Source organism: Singulisphaera chitinilytica, assembly GCF_049331405.1.
Lineage (GTDB): Bacteria > Planctomycetota > Planctomycetia > Isosphaerales > Isosphaeraceae > PoT.
Map to the genome: position 1 here is coordinate 7511460 of NZ_CP186274.1, position 15966 is coordinate 7527425.

Consider the following 15966-nt stretch of genomic DNA (forward strand, 5'->3'; position numbering starts at 1 on the left):
GCCCTTTCGCGTCAGTGCCTACGCCTGTCGTCTGAATTGAATTAGGATTGATGAGCCATGGACTTCCAGCTCTTAATCGTCCGCGGACGTGGTAGCTCCAGCACCGTCAAGCTCGGCGCTGGGGTGACCGTCGTAGGGCGTCATGACGACTGCCAGCTCCGGATCAAGTCCTCGCAGGTGAGCCGGAAGCACTGCGAGATCTTCGAAAAGAAGGGCCTGCTGCTGGTCAAGGATCTCGGCAGCTCGAATGGCACCTTTGTAAATGGGAAGAAGATCGACGGACAGCGCGTCCTCGAGATCGGTGACGAACTGACGGTCGGCCAGGTCACCTTCAAGGTCACCAAGACCGAAGCCGGCTCCGAAGCCCGAGGCCCGAAGCCCGGCGACACCGCGGTGGTCCCGGCCACGGCTCCAGCCGCCGCCAGTTCGAGCGATACGGACGACTTCGATATCGACTTCGACGACGACTTCGAAACCTCCACCTCTGCCCCGACCCCGGCCCCTGCCGCCGAGACCAAGAAGGCCGCGGAACCTTCCCCGAAGGTTGCCGCCGCGAGCAAGGCCAAAACTGAGACCGCGACCGAGCCCGATAACGTGGCGGATGACGCGATCGCCGACTTCCTCCTCGATATCAAGTTCGACGACGAGTGAGTTGTTGGGTGATTCACTCGACGAGGTGGATCGATTGCTTGCTTGGCGAGGATTCTTCCGAATTTTCCTCCCCTCCCCGGTCATCCGACGTGGGATGATCTAGAGTAGCCTCGAAGGCTTCTCATTGAATTGGTGGACGGTGGTGTCTCGACATCACTCCAGACCATTCATTGCCCCAAGCTTTCTTACACAAAATCCGATTTGTCGTCGCGGCACGCCTTCTTGGTCGTCGCCGCGATCCGCGATTTGCGAAGGCTGGACTTAGAACCGGTCGCATCCACGCGTTTATCTCGCTTTGCCGAAAATAGCGAGTATAATTAACGCATCGTATCTTGGCTTCATGACGGCTTTTTTGGAAGCTTGGTCGAGACTGGGAAATCCGCCTGCCGACATCGGACCAATGACACGAGATTTTCCGGTCAGGTAGAATAGATGCGTTCCGGTGAGGCTTGGCGTGCGAGGACTAGAATATGGCTCGGCGTAAGACAGAACCGGAGTTAGTTCAGGCCAAGCAATCGCTTTCGGAAAGGTTAAGGAAACTCCGCACCGAGCTTTTCGGAGAACGCGGGGGCCCCGAACTTGCGCGCCGATTAGGGCTGCCCGTTCGAACCTGGTACAACTACGAGTCGGGCGTCACTGTCCCGGCTGAGGTCGTGCTCAAGCTCATCGAGATGACTTTCGTCGAGCCCGCTTGGCTGCTCCACGGCCAGAACCCGCAATTTCGCACGCAGAAGGGGGACGGGCTTGGCGGCGATCGGATCTCGACCCAAAATGTGAGCGAAATGCTGCGCACGGTCGTGGACATCCTTGAGAAGAATGTCGGCGAGTATCCAGTACATGCTCACAATCGCATCCTCGGGGCTAATGGAACCGGCGATTCTCTCCCACTGCACCCGAGCTATGATTCGACCCACGCGGTGAACAGCGAGAACGGTTTCGCGGGTGGCGAATTCGCTCCGATGCCGTCCGGGCTAGATTTTCGGTCGGAGAAGAATACCTGCATCCGCAATGTCGGCGACTCCATGCTCCCGATCGTGGCGGATGGGGCCTCGGTGGCCTACTCTCAGGAACGCGAGAACGCATCCGCACTCGACGGTAAGCTCGTGGTCGCCTGGATCGACGGCAAGCCCGTCGTCCGCTGGTTCCAACTCTGCGGGCGTTACGGGATGCTGCGTGCCGAGAATGCCGCGAGCGACGCGACACAGGTTCTCGTGGACCTCGAGAACTCGCCCCAGGAGACGAGCGTTCGCCGGGTGCTTTGGATCAGCACGCCCCACTGAGACGGTTATCGCCTCACTCACCAGGTGACATATTCATTGAGGCAGGGAAGGACCATAATCTTGCCGTCGCCCATGCGACCGGTCCTGGCCTGCGTCACGATCGTCTTCACTGCCGCGTTAACCTGCTCATCATCCACGAAGACGGTGATCTCCACCTTGGGCAGGAACGCGTCATTGTACTCGCTACCGAGATAGCGATGCAGGCGGTTCTTCTGACGACCGTAGCCCATCGCCTCGCGGACAGTGACTCCTTTGATGTCGATCAATTCCAGGGCGGCGAGCACCGCCTGCGCCCGGAACGGTTTGACCAAAGCAATAATCTGGAACAACCCCCTGCCCTCCTGCCCCAATCACGGCTGGATCACCTCGCTCTCTCGACAATAGCACGGGCGCGAGTTGGTGGCTGGATCGACTCGAACCCGCGCTCACGATTTCCCGGACGATTGGCGTCGAGGGAATGGTCGCAAGGCTTCTTCCTGTCTCTTTCCATCCCAACCGCAACCAGGGACGCTTGACAAGGCCTCGGGGTGACCGGACATTGGATTTCGTGGCGGATCGATTCCGCGGTCAGATTCCGCAGGTACGACTGCGCGTTAGGAGCGAGGTAATTTCATGCGACGGGTCTTGGCGACGCTCGGAACCGCATCTCTCCTGTTGGCGGCCGGCTGCGGCCTCCAGAGCTACGAGAAACGCATCGACCTGACCCTCGAGAAGATGAAGTACGAGGAACGTCTCAACCGGATGCTCATGCCCGCCGACACGTCCGGCAAGTGGCAAGAAATGAATATCTACCTTCGAGCTCCCAAAGACATGGCGGCCGCGAAGGAGTTTCTTCTACCCCCCACGGAGCCGGGCAAGTTCGACCTCGAGAAGAGCTTCTTCGATCAGTCGAAGCAGCAAAGCCTTCACGTGCTCGCCCGCACGAAGAAAGCGAAGGCGGCCGCCGGCAAGAAGAAGGCCGCTACGCCCGCCGACACGGCGGATCGCTCGAACTTCTCACGCGACGTCATCACCGTCTTGACGACCGCGTTCTCGCCCCCGGATGAGGTCACGAACGCGATGTTCAAGCCGGAGACGAAGAAGAACAACGAGTTCAAGCAGGCCACCCTGACCCTGCCGGACAAGGTCATCAAGACCTACCTGTACAAAAAGGAGCCATACGACGTTGCGTTGATCTTCGAGATACCGACGGCGGAGGTGAGCAACCTTACCGGTAAGATGAACCTCAGCCTCGAGTCGTTCGCCACAGGCAAGAAGGCCGAGAACGCTCTCAAGGGGAACACGTCGGAGGACGAGGCGGTCGGGCCGGTCGGTGGGGTGGCCTTCTGACAGTCTGAGACAGGATTGTCGACCGCTTGCATGCAGAGTTGAGCCTCGCAACGATCAATTGCGAGGCTTCTTTCATTTCGAAACGAAAACCCGCTCAAGACGAGCGGGTTTATCTAATTAGGCCTTGGGCAGCAATGAGCGGGCCGAGGTCGCTGCGGTGGCCGTCTCGTCGTCTTCATTCTGCAGCAGTTCGGCCCGGAGGATCATGAGGTCATCGGGAGCTTCGATCCCGATGCGCACCTGGTTGCCTTCCAGCTTCACGACTGTGATGCGGATTATGGTGGACCCCGAAAACTGGACCATCTGTTAAGCTACTCAGACGGGTCTGAGGAGGAGGACGGATGGCGAGGAAGCGGCAAGTCCACACGGCGGCGTTCAAGGCTCAAGTCGCCCTGGCGGCCCTCAAGGGAGACCGCACGATCAACGAGTTGGCCGGCCACTATGGCGTCCATCCCACATCGATCCATGGCTGGAAGAAGCAGCTCATCAGCAGTGCCGAGGAGGTCTTCGGGAGTCCGGCCAAGGCGGCCTCGGCTGACGCCGAGGCACGCCAGGCCGAACTCTTCGAACAGATCGGGCGCCTCAAGATGGAACTCGAGTGGCTGAAAAAAAAAGTCGCCCCATTCAGTTGAGGACCGAAGGCCCTTGATCGAGCCGGATCATCCCCGGTTGAGCGTGCGCCGCCAGTGCGAGTTGCTGGGGCTGAGCCGATCGAGCCTCTACTACCGACCTGCGGGTGAGTCGCCCGAGGACCTGCGCCTGATGCGGTTGATCGACGAGCAATATACGGCATGCCCGTTCTACGGCAGCCGCAAGATGACCGCCTGGCTGGAACAACGAGGTGAGGAGGTCAATCGGAAGCGAGTACAGCGCCTGATGCGGAAGATGGGCCTGGAAGCGATCTATGCCAAGCCCAGGCTGAGTCAGGCCGGGAGAGGCCATAAGATCTACCCTTATCTCTTGCGAGGTGTCAAAGCCCGGCGAGCGGACCACGTGTGGAGCACGGACATCACTTATGTGCCGATGAGTGGAGGGTTCATGTACCTGGCGGCGGTGATCGACTGGTACAGCCGGTACGTGATCGGCTGGCGGCTGTCGAACACGCTGGACGGCTCCTTCTGCCTGGAGATGTTGGAAGATGCCTTGAGGTCGGGGAAGCCCGAGGTGTTCAACACGGACCAAGGGGTCCAGTTCACGGCCGAGGCGTTCACCGGGAGGCTTGAGGCGGCCGGGATAGCCGTGAGCATGGATGGACGCGGCAGGGCATTGGATAACGTGTTCGTCGAACGGCTCTGGAGGACCGTGAAATACGAAGATATTTACATCCAAGGCTACGAGACGGTGCCGGAGCTGCAGCGAGGGTTGAGGCGATACTTCGGCTTCTATAACGAGGATCGGCTCCACGAATCCCTGGGGTACCGGACTCCAGGGACGGTCTACCGAGCGGACAGAGCCACGACGGCCTGATTGGACAGTAGCGAAGGATCGCCGTTTTTTGGTCTAGACAATGGGGTCCACCTCAGATGTCGGAGCCGATGACCACTCGTTCCATTCGCTTGCGACTCAGGACCAGCATTTCAACCTCCCTGTTGCAGACGCTTCTTGAGATCCATCTCACGTTCGGTCGAGTTCCCGACTGACTAGGAGTCGAGAACTCGACCTGAGAAGCGACAGCGACATGAGAGATATTTTGCGCTGGGATGCAAGACAATCGGATTCCTGGATTAATCCTTGGATGGAAGCTTGGGATTCAACTCCAGGCGAATGTCCTTGTAGCGGACCTCGGTCGCTCCGCCCGCATGGAGCTGGAAGGCGAAAATCCCACGCTTGCTCCCGGCTGGGTCATCGACCACAACACAAGGATGGCCATTCAGATACGTCCGGACCCTGTCTCCAACTGCGACGATTTCGTAATGGTTCCAGTCATTGAGCTTGATGAACTCCTCACCGGATTTATCCCAGAGCAAGCCCCTGCCCTCTTCCTCATAGAGTTTGCCCCACCAGCCCGCCCCCACGTCCGCCTGATATCCCTTGATTCCTTCGGGAGTGGCTTCGCTGCGGAACTGGATGCCGCTGTTCCCTTCGTTTGCGACAAGCTTGACGTCGAGCGTGAGTCGGAAATCGCCCACGCTCATGTCGCTGCGGAGGAACTCGTTGTGGTCGAGGCCCTTTGTCTTGCCCACGATCACGCCGTTCTCGACGCTCCAGAGCTTGGCATCGCCGATCCAGCCGGTCAGGTCGCGGCCGTTGAAGAAGCCAGCCTGATTTTCGGCTGTCGCGAGTAGCGGGACCTGGTTGGAACTGGCCATGTACGTGACCAGCGAGCGGAATTCGTGATTCGAGAGCGGAGTCACGAGATCGTCCGGCATCATCGACTTGTCGCTCTGCTTTCGTTCCTCGATTTCGGCCTTGGGAATCGTCAGTACATCGTTCGCCGACACGAGCGTGATGGAGTCGCGGTCCTCGTTCTTGAGGATCCCTGTCAGGACGCGGCCGTCGGTCGTCGAGACGATCTGGGCCAGGTAGTCTTTGCCGATGAGGGCGCTGGGGTCGAGGATGTTCGTCAGGATGTAGTCGAGATCCGCCCGGTTCGAGCCGGTGAGTTCCGGACCGACCTTGCCCCCGACTCCGAAGAGCGTGTGGCACTGCTGGCAGGTTTTGGCGAAGACCGCCCGACCGAGTTGGATATCCGGCTCCTCGGCCGAAGTCTCCTTCGCGATCTGCTTGTACTGCTGGATCCGCTTCGCGGAGTCGGCCGAGGTGTCTCGGGCGGTGCCCCAGAGCCGGCCGATTTCCGCGTTCAGCGTTTCGTCCTTGTGGTTGCGGAGCAGTCGGATGATCTCGGCCGAGAGGTCGGTGGCCGGGACCTTTCCGTCCCCGACCGCAGCGAGCAAGGTCTTGGCGGACTCGGCACGAGCCGCCAGGGTGTTCAGGGCGTCACGCTTCTCCGGCAGGGTATAGCTCACGTAGCCCTTGAGGACCGCTCCCGGGGTTGATGGGTCGGCGTAAGCTGCCAAAGCCCGCAAGGCCTGGCCTCGCAAGGCGGGTTCCTGGAGGAGTCCTTGCAGGGTTGGGGCGAGCTTGGGATCGCGAACCCGGAGCAAGTCGGCCAGCGCAGCACGACGCCTGGCCAGGTCGGCCTTGTGATCCCCGAGGATGGTTCGGATCGTTTCCAACGCGGCCGGATCGCCGAAGGTGAGGGCGAGCGCGGTGGCCTCGGCTCGGACTTTGGCGTTCCCCTGCCCTGTGATCGAGGTGAAGATGGCCGGCCACTTGGCGGGCATCTCGACTTTGCGGCGTCCTTTGAGGGATTCGTTCAGGCCCTCCAGGATCGCGAGTCGGAAGTTGGCGTCGGTCGTCGTCCCGAGGACGTCGATCAACTGGGCGATCGCGGCGTCGGAACCGAGTGCAGCCACGCGGCGGACGAGGTATTCGCGGACGAGTGGGATCTTGGCATCCGACGCGAGCTTGATTGCACGAGGCGGATCCACCTCGACGAGAGATTCGGCCGCGTACCAGATCATCAGCGGGAGGTTGTGGTCGTTGGCGTCCTCGGAGTGTTGGAGCAAGCCGGAGACGATCGCCCAACGGGTCGAGACTGGCCAACGATGGATCGCCGAGGTCAGGGCCAGCCGCACGATGGGCGAAGGGTCAGACTTGGCGGCCTGTTCGAGCTTCGAATAGAAGGCCTCGTTTTTGTCTGCCCCCGGCAGGCTCGCCGCGAGTCGGATCACCCAGCCGCGGACGTCGGGGCTTGAGTCGGTGAGGCCGAGATCTACAAAAGCGGCGTCGATTCCGCCGATGGCATAGAGGCTCCAGAGGGCTCGGAGTCTCTTCACCGGATCGGCCTCTTTCGTCGCCATCGTGCGCAAGACGCCGGCTAACTCCGGATCGGGGCCACGTTCCTGGAGGATGCGACGAGCATGTCGGGCGTACCACTCGTTGGGGTGGAGTTCGAGCTTGGCCAGTTCGAGGCTCGACAGGGCATTGAGATCGCCGATCGTCGGGGCTTTCGTCTTCGACGGGTAGGAAACCTTGAAGATGCGGCCGTTGGTGCGGTCGTGGAGTTCGACCTCATCGTGATGGCACTGGTTCTTGTCGTACCAGTCGATCATGGTCACGTTACCATCCGGCCCGTACTTGAGGCTGATGATCTGCGACCAGCGGTCGTTGGTGAGCAGGAAGTCGGGGGCGTGCTTGCCGACGAAGCCCGAGCCCTCCGGAACGAGGAGGTCGCGGTTGATCCTCGCGCCGTGGATGTTGTTCATGAAGAGCGAGCCGCGATATTCCTCGGGCCACATCCCGCCGAGATAGATAAGGGCTCCCGAGTGGGCGTGGCCCCCCCCTGCCTCGTCGGATCGGCCGTTGCCGCCGTGGGGGTTGGCCCCGAGGTAATGGCGGTGGTCGGCGATCGTCTTGATGTCGTCGTAGGTGTAGGGTTGGAAGTGCGGCCCGGCCTGACGCTCGTAACGAGCGCCGTCGATCATGTGGTAGAGGTGCGGGATCACACAGGCGGTGATGAAGGTCTGGCCATGCTCGTCGAAGTCGACGCCCCAAGGGTTACTCGTGCCGTGCGAGAAGACTTCGAAGCGATGCTGCGTCGGGTGATAGCGCCAGATCCCGGCGTTGATCGGGGTTCGCTGATTATCGGGCGTCCCGGGCTTGCCGACTCTTGAGTGCGTGAAGACGCCGTGGCAGCCATAGAGCCAGCCGTCGGGGCCCCAGTTGAACGAGTTCAGGGTCTCGTGGCTGTCGTGCGACCCCCAGCCGTCGAGGAGGATCTGCGGCGGCCCGTCTGGCTGATCGTCGCGATCCTTGTCGGGGATGAAGAGGAGGTAGGGGGCCGCGCCGACCCAGACGCCCCCGAACCCGATCTCGAGGCCGCTCACCAGGTTCAACTTCTCGGCGAAGATCGTCCGCTTGTCGAATTTGCCGTCGTTGTCCTTGTCCTCGAAGATGAGGATGCGGTCCTTGGCCTTATCCTCGGGGACGTGGATCGGATATGAATAGGCCTCGGCCACCCAGAGCCGGCCGCGGTCGTCGAAGGCCATCGCGATCGGCTGGACGACGTCGGGTTCGCCGGCGAAGAGCGTGACCTCGAACCCGGCGGGGACCTTCATCGCCTTGGCCGCCTCGAGCGGAGAGAGGCCATCGTGGGCGTAGACGTCGGGGATCGACGTGCGCATCGGGACGTTCGGCTTCGATGCGTGGAACTTGAAGTCGTCGAAGTTGAGGTGGCCCCAGCCGCCGCTATGCTCGTCGACGTGTCGGATGGAGATTTCCTTCCCCTGGAGCTTCGTCAGGTCGACGGCGAACGGGCGCATGTCCTCCGACCCCTCGGCCGAAGTCCGATAGAAGACCTCGCCGGTGTCCTTGCGGATCAACTCGATCCGGGTCTCGGCATAAGAGCCGCCGCCCAGCAAGAACGTGGCGTAGGGCTGAGTGACGAAGGGGCGTGAGGTGAGGGTCCCCTGGGGAGCGTCGAGCTTCCTCTCGTATGAGCCGACCCAGAATTCCCCCGTGTGGCGGCTGCTCATGTCACCTCGTCGCGCGTGGACGGTGTCACCCTTGATCGGCTGGCCCTGGAAGGCGTCGCCGACGGCCGTCCAATCTCGGGTAGTGCCGTCCTCGAAGTCGAGGTTGAGCGGTTTCCCATCCTTATCCGTGGGGCGTATCCCGGCAGGAACCTCGGTCGTCGCGTCATCCGCGGCCGAGCCGTTGGTTGTGAATGAGAGTAAGGTCAGGAGCATGAAGACGTGAGGCTTCAGCCGTCTTGCGAAACCCATGATGTACCTCATCGGGACCAATGAGAGATTGGAGACGACCGCTACCGACCCGCGAGCCGTGATCGTTGTGAGGATACGTTTTAGGGGGTGCGCATAGGCCGGTCAATGGGGAGGGAAGCCATCCCGGCCCGGAGACGAACCGGCCTCAATCGGTCGAGGGCTCTTCCGATCGAGGCTCCTGCTGGCTCGGGTGCTCGTCAACGACGCCACTCGTCGATCAGGGAGGCGACGAGGGCCGTCCAGCCGGTCTGGTGGGACGCGCCGAGGCCGGCCCCGTTGTCTCCATGAAAATATTCATAGAACAAGATTAAATCGCGCCAGTAGGGGTCATCCTGGAACTTCTCCGAGCCGCCATACACCGCGCGACGTCCCTGGGTGTCGCGGGCGAAGATGTGGATGAGGCGATCGGCGAGTTGTCGGGCCAGGCCGTGGAACGGGATCGCGTCGCCGCCGGCCCAGGGGGCCGCGACTCCCAGGGTATTCCCGAAGGCCGTCCCCAGCTTCCGAAGAGATTCGATGAGGAGGAACGTCGTCGGGAACCAGATTGGCCCCCGCCAGTTCGAGTTCCCCCCCTTGATCTTGAGCAGGGATTCCGCCGGCTCGTAGCCGACCAGGTAGTGATCGAAGCCGAACGGTTCCTCGGAGTGGGCCCGCGAGAGGCTCCTGATGCCATATTCCGAAAGGAACTCGTCGGGATCCCAGATACGCTCGGTGATCCGGCAGATCTGCTCCTGGTCGAGGATCGTGAGAACGTGCGTCCGCTGGCCTCCACGGTCGATCGTGTGGACGACGTTCTTGACGAGGTCGGGGCGATTCTTCATGAACCAGTCGAGGTTCGCCCGGAACTCCTTGAACGGCTCGATCCAATCCTCCTCGAGGCGTTCCACGGCGAAGAGCGGGATGAGGCCGACGAGCGAGCGAACGCGGAGCTTCTGGTATCGGCCATCGGGATAGCGGAGGACATCGTAGAAGAACCCGTCTGTCTCATCCCAGAGCTGATACTCGCGGTTACCCATATTCTTCATGGCCGCGCCGACATAGACATAGTGCTGGAAATACTTGGAGGCGAGGGCCTCGTAGACGCGATCCTGCTTGGCGAGCTCGAGGGCGATCCGCATTAGGATCAGGGAGAACATCCCCACCCAGCCCGTAGCGTCCGACTGCTCGATTCGAGAACCGTCGGAGCAGCGCACGCTGCGGTCGAAGACCGTGATGTTATCGAGCCCGAGGAATCCGCCCTCGAAGATGTTGTTCCCCTCGGTGTCGACCTTGTTGATCCACCACGTAAAATTAATGATGAGCTTATGAAAGCACCTTTCGAGGAATTCCCGGTCCGCCTTCCCCGAGCGGATCCGGTCCATGTTATAGACACGCCAGACGGCCCAGGCGTGGACCGGCGGGTTCAGGTCGGAGAATTCCCACTCGTAGGCGGGGATCTGGCCGTTGGGATGCTGGAATTGCTCGAAGAGGAGGTTCCAGAGCTGCTGCTTGGCGAACTCGCCGTCGACGAGTGCGAAGGTGACGCAGTGGAAGGCCAGGTCCCAGGCCGCGAACCAGGGGTATTCCCACTTGTCCGGCACGGCCATGATCCGCATCGAGTTCAGGTGGCGCCAGTGATGGTTGCGGATCGCCTTGCGCGAGGCCGGCGGCGGGGCGTTGGGATCGTCGCCATCGAGCCAGACGTTGACGTCGAAGAGGTACGACTGCTTCGTCCAGAGGAGGCCGGCGAGGGCCTGGCGCTGGATCAGATGCTCGTCGGAGGTCGCGAGCGGGGCGAGGATCGCGTTGTAGAATTCGTCGGCTTCGCCCCGGCGGAGCGCGATCGCCGCGTCGACGTCTTCGAGCGGGTTCGCTAGCTCGTGGTCTTCCGTGAGTCGGAACTTCAAGACTACGGATTCGCCGGGGGCGATGGATTTGATGTGATAGTGGATCGCGGATTTCGTCCCGATCTGATCGGGGTTAATGCAAGGCTCTCTTTCGATCACATAATGATGAAAAGCGTCTTTGACATAGGGGCTGCGACTCTTCTGGCCGTTCCCGAAGACGCGCGCCGCGTTCGTCTCGTTGTTTGTGAAGATTGGCTCACCGTCGGGGGAGCCGTAGAAGAGTCGAGGGCCGAGGCGATAATGCACCGGGATCGCCTGGAGCGCGTCGACCTCGGAATCATCCGTGACGAGGCAGACGGCGTCGGATTCCTTAGATTTCAGCGAGATCTTGGGCTCGGGCGAGGGTGATGCCCCCCAGGCCCAGGTATTGCGGAACCAGAGGTGGGGCAGGATGTGGAGCGGGGCCGGCTCGGGGCCACGATTCACGGCCTCGACGCGTATGACGATGTCCTCGGCATTCACCTTGGCATATTCGATGGTGATGTCGAAGTAGCGGTCCTCGTCGAAGATCCCCGTGTCGAGCAGTTCGAACTCGGGGGCGTCGCCGCCTCGCTTGCGGCTCTCGTCGATGAGTTGCTGGTAGGGGTAGGCCTTCTGGGGATATTTGTAAAGGTAACGCATGTAGGAATGCGTCGGCGTGTTGTCGATGTAGAAGTAATACTCCTTGACATCTTCGCCGTGGTTGCCGTCGAGGGAGTCGACGCCGAAATACCGCTCCTTAAGGATCGGATCCTGGCCGTTCCAGAAGGCGAAGGAAAACACGAGCAGTTGGAAGCGGTCGCAGATCCCCGCGATGCCATCCTCGCCCCAGCGGAAGGCCTTGCTCCGCGCCAGGTCGTGGGGAAGGAATCGCCAGGCTTCCCCGTCGGGGCTGTAATCCTCGCGAACTGTGCCCCAGGCCCGGCCGCTGACGTAGGGCCCCCAGCGCCTCCAGGTATTCGTGTCATCGGAGCAGGACAGCAGCCGCTCGTGTTCCTTCGTCGTCATGGAAACGAACTACTCGATTTAGGGACCTCGACCTCGGCCGGACGTGTGGCGTGATCGGCTCGCGGGGAGAAGTCCGAGGTGAACGCTCGGGGGACCTGGGCGCCTTGAAGGAAATCGTCCGCCCCGAAAGGGTTCGGAGGCGGACATGATTCTGCAAGTGTAACGGGGCCCTCGGCGAGAGTCTTCCGGCAACTGATTCTTGGGTCGCAGTTCAGCCGATCCGGCGGGCATAGTGGGCGGCGCCGATCAAGGGTGCCCTAGGATTGAGGGCGACTCGGATCTCGATCTGTTCGAGCAAGGATCGCATCCGGCCCTTTGCCGCGAAGGCCCGGGTGAATTCCCCACGCTTTAGCGCAGGGAGGATCTTGGGGGCGATGCCGCCGCCGATGATCACACCCCCGAAGGCGACAAGGCGCAAGGCCATGTTCCCGGCCTCGGAGCCGTAGATCGAGCAGAAGAGATCCAGGGCGGCCTCGCTCAACGGGTCGGTCTCGTCGAGGCCGTGCTTGGTGATCGCGGCGTTGGGGTCGCCCGTCCGGATTTCCTCGGCTACATGCGGCGACTCGGGGATCTCGCCACGATCTCTCAGAAAGAGATAGAGGTTGTGGATGCCGGGACCGGAGAGCACGCGCTCCCAGCTCACGTGTCCCCCGAACTTGGCGCTGAGGTATTTCCAGAGGTCGAGCTGGAGGTCGCTCGACGGCCCGAAGTCGGCGTGTCCCCCCTCGGAGGCGATCGGTTGATGCTCGTCGCCCTCCTTGTAAAGCATGGCCTCGCCGAGCCCCGTCCCCGCGGCGATCACGGCGATGTTTCCGCGGTTCTGGTCGGGCCCGGGATGACCCTCCTGAATGACCTCCATTTCTTCGGGCTTGAGAAAGAGCATGCCGTAAGCCGCGGCCTCGAGGTCATTCAGCAATTTGACTCTCGACACACCGAGCAGCTTAGCCAGGGCCCCTTCTTCGAGGTCCCAGTTGAGGTTCGTCGCGTGACTGCGCCCCTCAACGACAGCGCCCGCCACGCCGAAGCAGGCGGACTCGATCCGCTGGCCGGGAGACGACTCTAGGAAGACTTTCAGCAGATGGTCGAAGGTCTTGTAGTCCCGGCTCGGGTAGACCTCCTCGCGCACGCAATGTAGGTCCTTGTCCGACGACTCGAATAGAGCCAAGACTGTCTTCGTCCCGCCGATGTCACCGGCCAAGAACATCGAAAACGCCTCCTCGGGCCTGAAACGGGGAAAGAATAGGCGTCGAGCCTGCGAGAAACACAATGCCGACGGCGGCATGGTTACTGAGCGATGGATCAGAGCAAGGTGCTCGATTCCGCCAGTTGTCGGGCGACCTGGAGTGCCGCGTCGAAGTAGATATCTCGTTCGAGATCCTGGAGTTGAAGTCCGACGAGCGTCGCTCGCGACTGGTTGGGAGCGATCAGGAGTCGAGGCTGGGCATCGACCCCCTGGTAAGACATCCCGAGCTTGCCAGGTCCTTGCGACGCCACCGTCATGGTCGCCGTCGAGCGATCGACCGTCCAGGCAGTCGCGATGGAACGGATCTCCGGACTTCCTTCCTGGATACGCCGAATTTTGAGGTCGACGTTTCGGCCGGATGCTTGGAGCGTCCAGCCGAGCTCCCCGCTCTTCCGTTGGGCAAAACCCGTCGGCCGCCAGCCCAGGCGTGATGCGAGCCAACCCACCAGCAGCCAAGACTCTGGCAAACCATGAGATCCGCACTCGACCACGACCTCGGTGATCGAGCCTAGCGCTCCCGGAACGGCGGCTGGGTCGAGCGACTGACCAATAAGACTTCTCCAGGGCTTGAGTCTTCGCCAGGTGATATCCGACGCCAGTGTCTCTGTGGATTCGGCTTCGACGACCCACTTTGCCGTGGCGATCGTGTCTCGCCTCGGCTCATCCCATCCGAGGCACGAGTAGATGACTTGGTCGGCCATGTCCTCGAGCTCTGTGAAGAGCACCCCGCCCAGAGAAGGGCTCTCATGGCTCGCCCACCAAAGCGTGGTCGGCAAATCTCCGATCAGGAGTGCTCGGGTCGTGGTCGGGAGCCGCAGTACGGCGTCTCCGCTGGCCTGGATCGTGATGTGCTCGGAGCACACTTGCCCGGAACTGCCGGAAAGGTGGCAGAGGGCCGAGACGAAAGCCTCGATTGACGATGGCGACGCCTTCGGGTCGCCGACGAGCAGCAGCACCCGGCTCGGGTGGAGCCGGACGATTTCATCGAGCTCCTGGACGATCAACTCAGCCTGGGTCTGATTAACACAGTAAATGATCAAATTGGACATACAGGCACGCGTTACGCTGGCGTGTCTCGAGAATTGGGTGTCAGGGGACTTCCAAAGCTCGTCTAGTGCGTGCTCGATGGCGGAAAGATTCACCTTCAATGGCGTGAATCCGGCGTTTTCGGTGGAGCTCATAGGGTCCTCCACTCGCGCTGATCCGCCTCGATCAGGCGATCGGCCTCAACGGGTCCCCAGGTCCCGGCGGGGTACTCAGGGAGCCAGCGCGAGCCCATCTGCTCCCAGGCGTCGAGGATGTTCTGGATCCAGGTCCAGGAGGCCTCGACCGCGTCGCGCCTCATGAAGAGCGTGGCATCGCCCGCCATGACGTCAAGGAGGAGCCGTTCATAGGCCTCGGGTGTCTGGTCGCCATAGGTCGTGTCGTAGCGGAAGTCCATGCGTACCGGCCAGATCCGCAGCTTCGTGCCGGGACGCTTGGTCGTGATCTTGAGTGAGAGTCCCTCATCCGGCTGGATCCGAAGCACGAGCACATTTGGTTCGAGTTGGGCGTTCGGGTTCGTGTTGAAGAGGATCTCCGGCACCGCCTTGAACTGCACGGCGATCTCGCTGGCTCGTTTCGGGAGCCGCTTCCCGGTCCTGATGTAGAAAGGTACGCCCGCCCATCGCCAGTTGTCGACGAAGAGTTTGAGGGCCACATAGGTCTCGGTCGTCGAGTTGGGGTTCACCCCCATCTCGCGGCGATAGCCGGGGACGCCTTCTCCGTCATGGAAACCGGGGCCATACTGGGCTCGGACGACATGCTTCTCGACGTCTCGACCGGTGATGGGCCGGAGGCAGTTCAAGACGCCGAGCTTGTGGTCGCGGACGACGTCGGCGCCCATCGACCATGGGGGCTCCATGGCCGTGACGCAGAGGAGTTGGAGGATGTGGTTCTGCACCATATCTCGCAAGGCACCGGCTTCTTCGTAATACCCGGCGCGGGTGCCGACCCCTTCTTCCTCGGCCACGGTAATCTGGACGTGGTCGATGTATTTCTGGTTCCAGAGGGGCTCGAAGATAGAGTTCGCGAAGCGGACGACCAAAAGGCTTTGCACGGTCTCCTTGCCGAGGTAGTGGTCGATCCGGAAGACCTGCTTCTCGTCGAAGACGTCGAGGATCTTGGCGTTGATCTGTCGGGCACTATTCAGGTCGCGGCCGATCGGCTTCTCGACGATGATCCGCGAGAATGGGCCCTTCCCTTCCGGGTTGATCAGGCCGGCCTTGTGGAGATGCTCGACGCACGTTCCGATAAGACTCGGTGGGATCGACAGGTAGAAGACGCGGTTTCCCGGGATGCCGAACTGGGGCTCGATCTCCGCCAGCCTTTGCTTCAGGGCCTCGTAGCAGGATGGATCGTCGAAAGACGCCGGCACGAAAAAGAGGGCCCGTTCATACTCGGGCCAATGGGCCTCGTCGACCGGGCGCCTGGAAAACTGCTCGATCCCTTCTCGTGCGAAGTTCCTGAACTCCTCGTCGGTGAAGTCGTTCTTGGCGAAACCGACCACGGCGAAGTTCGTCGGCAGGACCCCATCGAGCGCGAGGTTGTACACCGCCGGCAACAGCTTGCGGCGAGCGAGGTCTCCGCTCCCTCCGAAGATGACTAGCGTGCAAGGTTGCGCCGATTGAACGGAGCCCGCGCCGGCCAGTAGAGGATTGACCGAGGGTGATTCAATCATGGAGTCTCTTCCTCGAACGCGAATGTGATGATCCAGTCGCCGTCCGCTGCCCATCTCGTCGACGGACCGCAGGAATACCTCGTCC

General features: G+C 61.6%; 11 protein-coding genes. 4 read left to right on the forward strand and 7 right to left on the reverse strand.

Annotated features, from left to right (window positions below; genetic code table 11):
- Positions 1-57 precede the first annotated feature (57 nt).
- Entirely contained in the window at positions 58-651 is a 594-nt protein-coding gene (locus ACOYYX_RS29340; protein WP_422926263.1) for an FHA domain-containing protein, read from the forward strand.
- Between the two features lie 653 nt (positions 652-1304).
- Complete coding sequence (locus tag ACOYYX_RS29345; protein WP_422926264.1) at positions 1305-1931, forward strand: S24 family peptidase; 627 nt, start codon at positions 1305-1307, stop codon at positions 1929-1931.
- 17 nt (positions 1932-1948) lie between these two features.
- On the opposite strand, the gene ACOYYX_RS29350 is transcribed toward ACOYYX_RS29345, so the two are convergent.
- Positions 1949-2260, reverse strand: coding sequence for a P-II family nitrogen regulator (locus ACOYYX_RS29350; protein WP_422926265.1), 312 nt, complete (start codon positions 2258-2260; stop codon positions 1949-1951).
- Positions 2261-2543: 283 nt separating this feature from the next.
- On the opposite strand from ACOYYX_RS29350, the gene ACOYYX_RS29355 reads away from it, so the two are divergent.
- Positions 2544-3260, forward strand: coding sequence for a hypothetical protein (locus tag ACOYYX_RS29355; protein ID WP_422926266.1), 717 nt, complete (start codon positions 2544-2546; stop codon positions 3258-3260).
- Between the two features lie 117 nt (positions 3261-3377).
- Here ACOYYX_RS29355 and ACOYYX_RS29360 read toward each other — a convergent pair whose 3' ends face one another.
- Positions 3378-3563 (reverse strand): carbon storage regulator, encoded by a 186-nt coding sequence (locus ACOYYX_RS29360; protein ID WP_422926267.1) that lies wholly within the window; start codon positions 3561-3563, stop codon positions 3378-3380.
- Between the two features lie 38 nt (positions 3564-3601).
- Between ACOYYX_RS29360 and ACOYYX_RS29365 the strand changes: the two genes are divergently transcribed.
- Positions 3602-4727, forward strand: a protein-coding gene (locus ACOYYX_RS29365; RefSeq protein WP_422923185.1) for an IS3 family transposase whose coding sequence is annotated in 2 segments (ribosomal slippage) — positions 3602-3885 and positions 3884-4727 — 1128 coding nt in all. Because the reading frame shifts where the segments join, the coding sequence is not laid out codon by codon here.
- A gap of 257 nt (positions 4728-4984) precedes the next feature.
- Here the strand turns inward: ACOYYX_RS29365 and ACOYYX_RS29370 are convergent.
- From ACOYYX_RS29370 to zwf, 5 genes are all read right to left on the reverse strand, one after another.
- Positions 4985-9046 carry a PVC-type heme-binding CxxCH protein gene (locus ACOYYX_RS29370; protein ID WP_422926268.1) on the reverse strand — a complete coding sequence of 1354 codons (4062 nt, stop codon included), beginning with the start codon at positions 9044-9046 and terminating at the stop codon, positions 4985-4987.
- A 197-nt stretch (positions 9047-9243) separates the two neighbouring features.
- Entirely contained in the window at positions 9244-11919 is a 2676-nt protein-coding gene (locus tag ACOYYX_RS29375) for an MGH1-like glycoside hydrolase domain-containing protein (RefSeq protein ID WP_422926269.1), read from the reverse strand.
- Positions 11920-12130: 211 nt separating this feature from the next.
- Positions 12131-13123 (reverse strand): glucokinase, encoded by a 993-nt coding sequence (gene glk, locus ACOYYX_RS29380; RefSeq protein ID WP_422926270.1) that lies wholly within the window; start codon positions 13121-13123, stop codon positions 12131-12133.
- Between the two features lie 95 nt (positions 13124-13218).
- Entirely contained in the window at positions 13219-14211 is a 993-nt protein-coding gene (locus tag ACOYYX_RS29385; protein ID WP_422926271.1) for a glucose-6-phosphate dehydrogenase assembly protein OpcA, read from the reverse strand.
- Positions 14212-14339: 128 nt separating this feature from the next.
- The gene (zwf, locus tag ACOYYX_RS29390) at positions 14340-15881 is read right to left on the reverse strand and encodes a glucose-6-phosphate dehydrogenase (RefSeq protein WP_422926272.1); all 1542 of its coding nucleotides are present in this window, start codon (positions 15879-15881) and stop codon (positions 14340-14342) included.
- Between the last annotated feature and the right edge of the window lie 85 nt (positions 15882-15966).

What these genes read in the sequence shown, in the direction of transcription:
- ACOYYX_RS29340 (WP_422926263.1), top strand. Translation starts at nt 58, where the DNA reads ATGGACTTCCAGCTCTTAATCGTCCGCGGACGTGGTAGCTCCAGCACC.
- ACOYYX_RS29355 (WP_422926266.1), top strand. Translation starts at nt 2,544, where the DNA reads ATGCGACGGGTCTTGGCGACGCTCGGAACCGCATCTCTCCTGTTGGCG.
- ACOYYX_RS29360 (WP_422926267.1), bottom strand. Translation starts at nt 3,563, where the DNA reads ATGGTCCAGTTTTCGGGGTCCACCATAATCCGCATCACAGTCGTGAAG.
- ACOYYX_RS29370 (WP_422926268.1), bottom strand. Translation starts at nt 9,046, where the DNA reads ATGGGTTTCGCAAGACGGCTGAAGCCTCACGTCTTCATGCTCCTGACC.
- ACOYYX_RS29375 (WP_422926269.1), bottom strand. Translation starts at nt 11,919, where the DNA reads ATGACGACGAAGGAACACGAGCGGCTGCTGTCCTGCTCCGATGACACG.
- glk (WP_422926270.1), bottom strand. Translation starts at nt 13,123, where the DNA reads ATGTTCTTGGCCGGTGACATCGGCGGGACGAAGACAGTCTTGGCTCTA.
- ACOYYX_RS29385 (WP_422926271.1), bottom strand. Translation starts at nt 14,211, where the DNA reads ATGTCCAATTTGATCATTTACTGTGTTAATCAGACCCAGGCTGAGTTG.
- zwf (WP_422926272.1), bottom strand. Translation starts at nt 15,881, where the DNA reads ATGATTGAATCACCCTCGGTCAATCCTCTACTGGCCGGCGCGGGCTCC.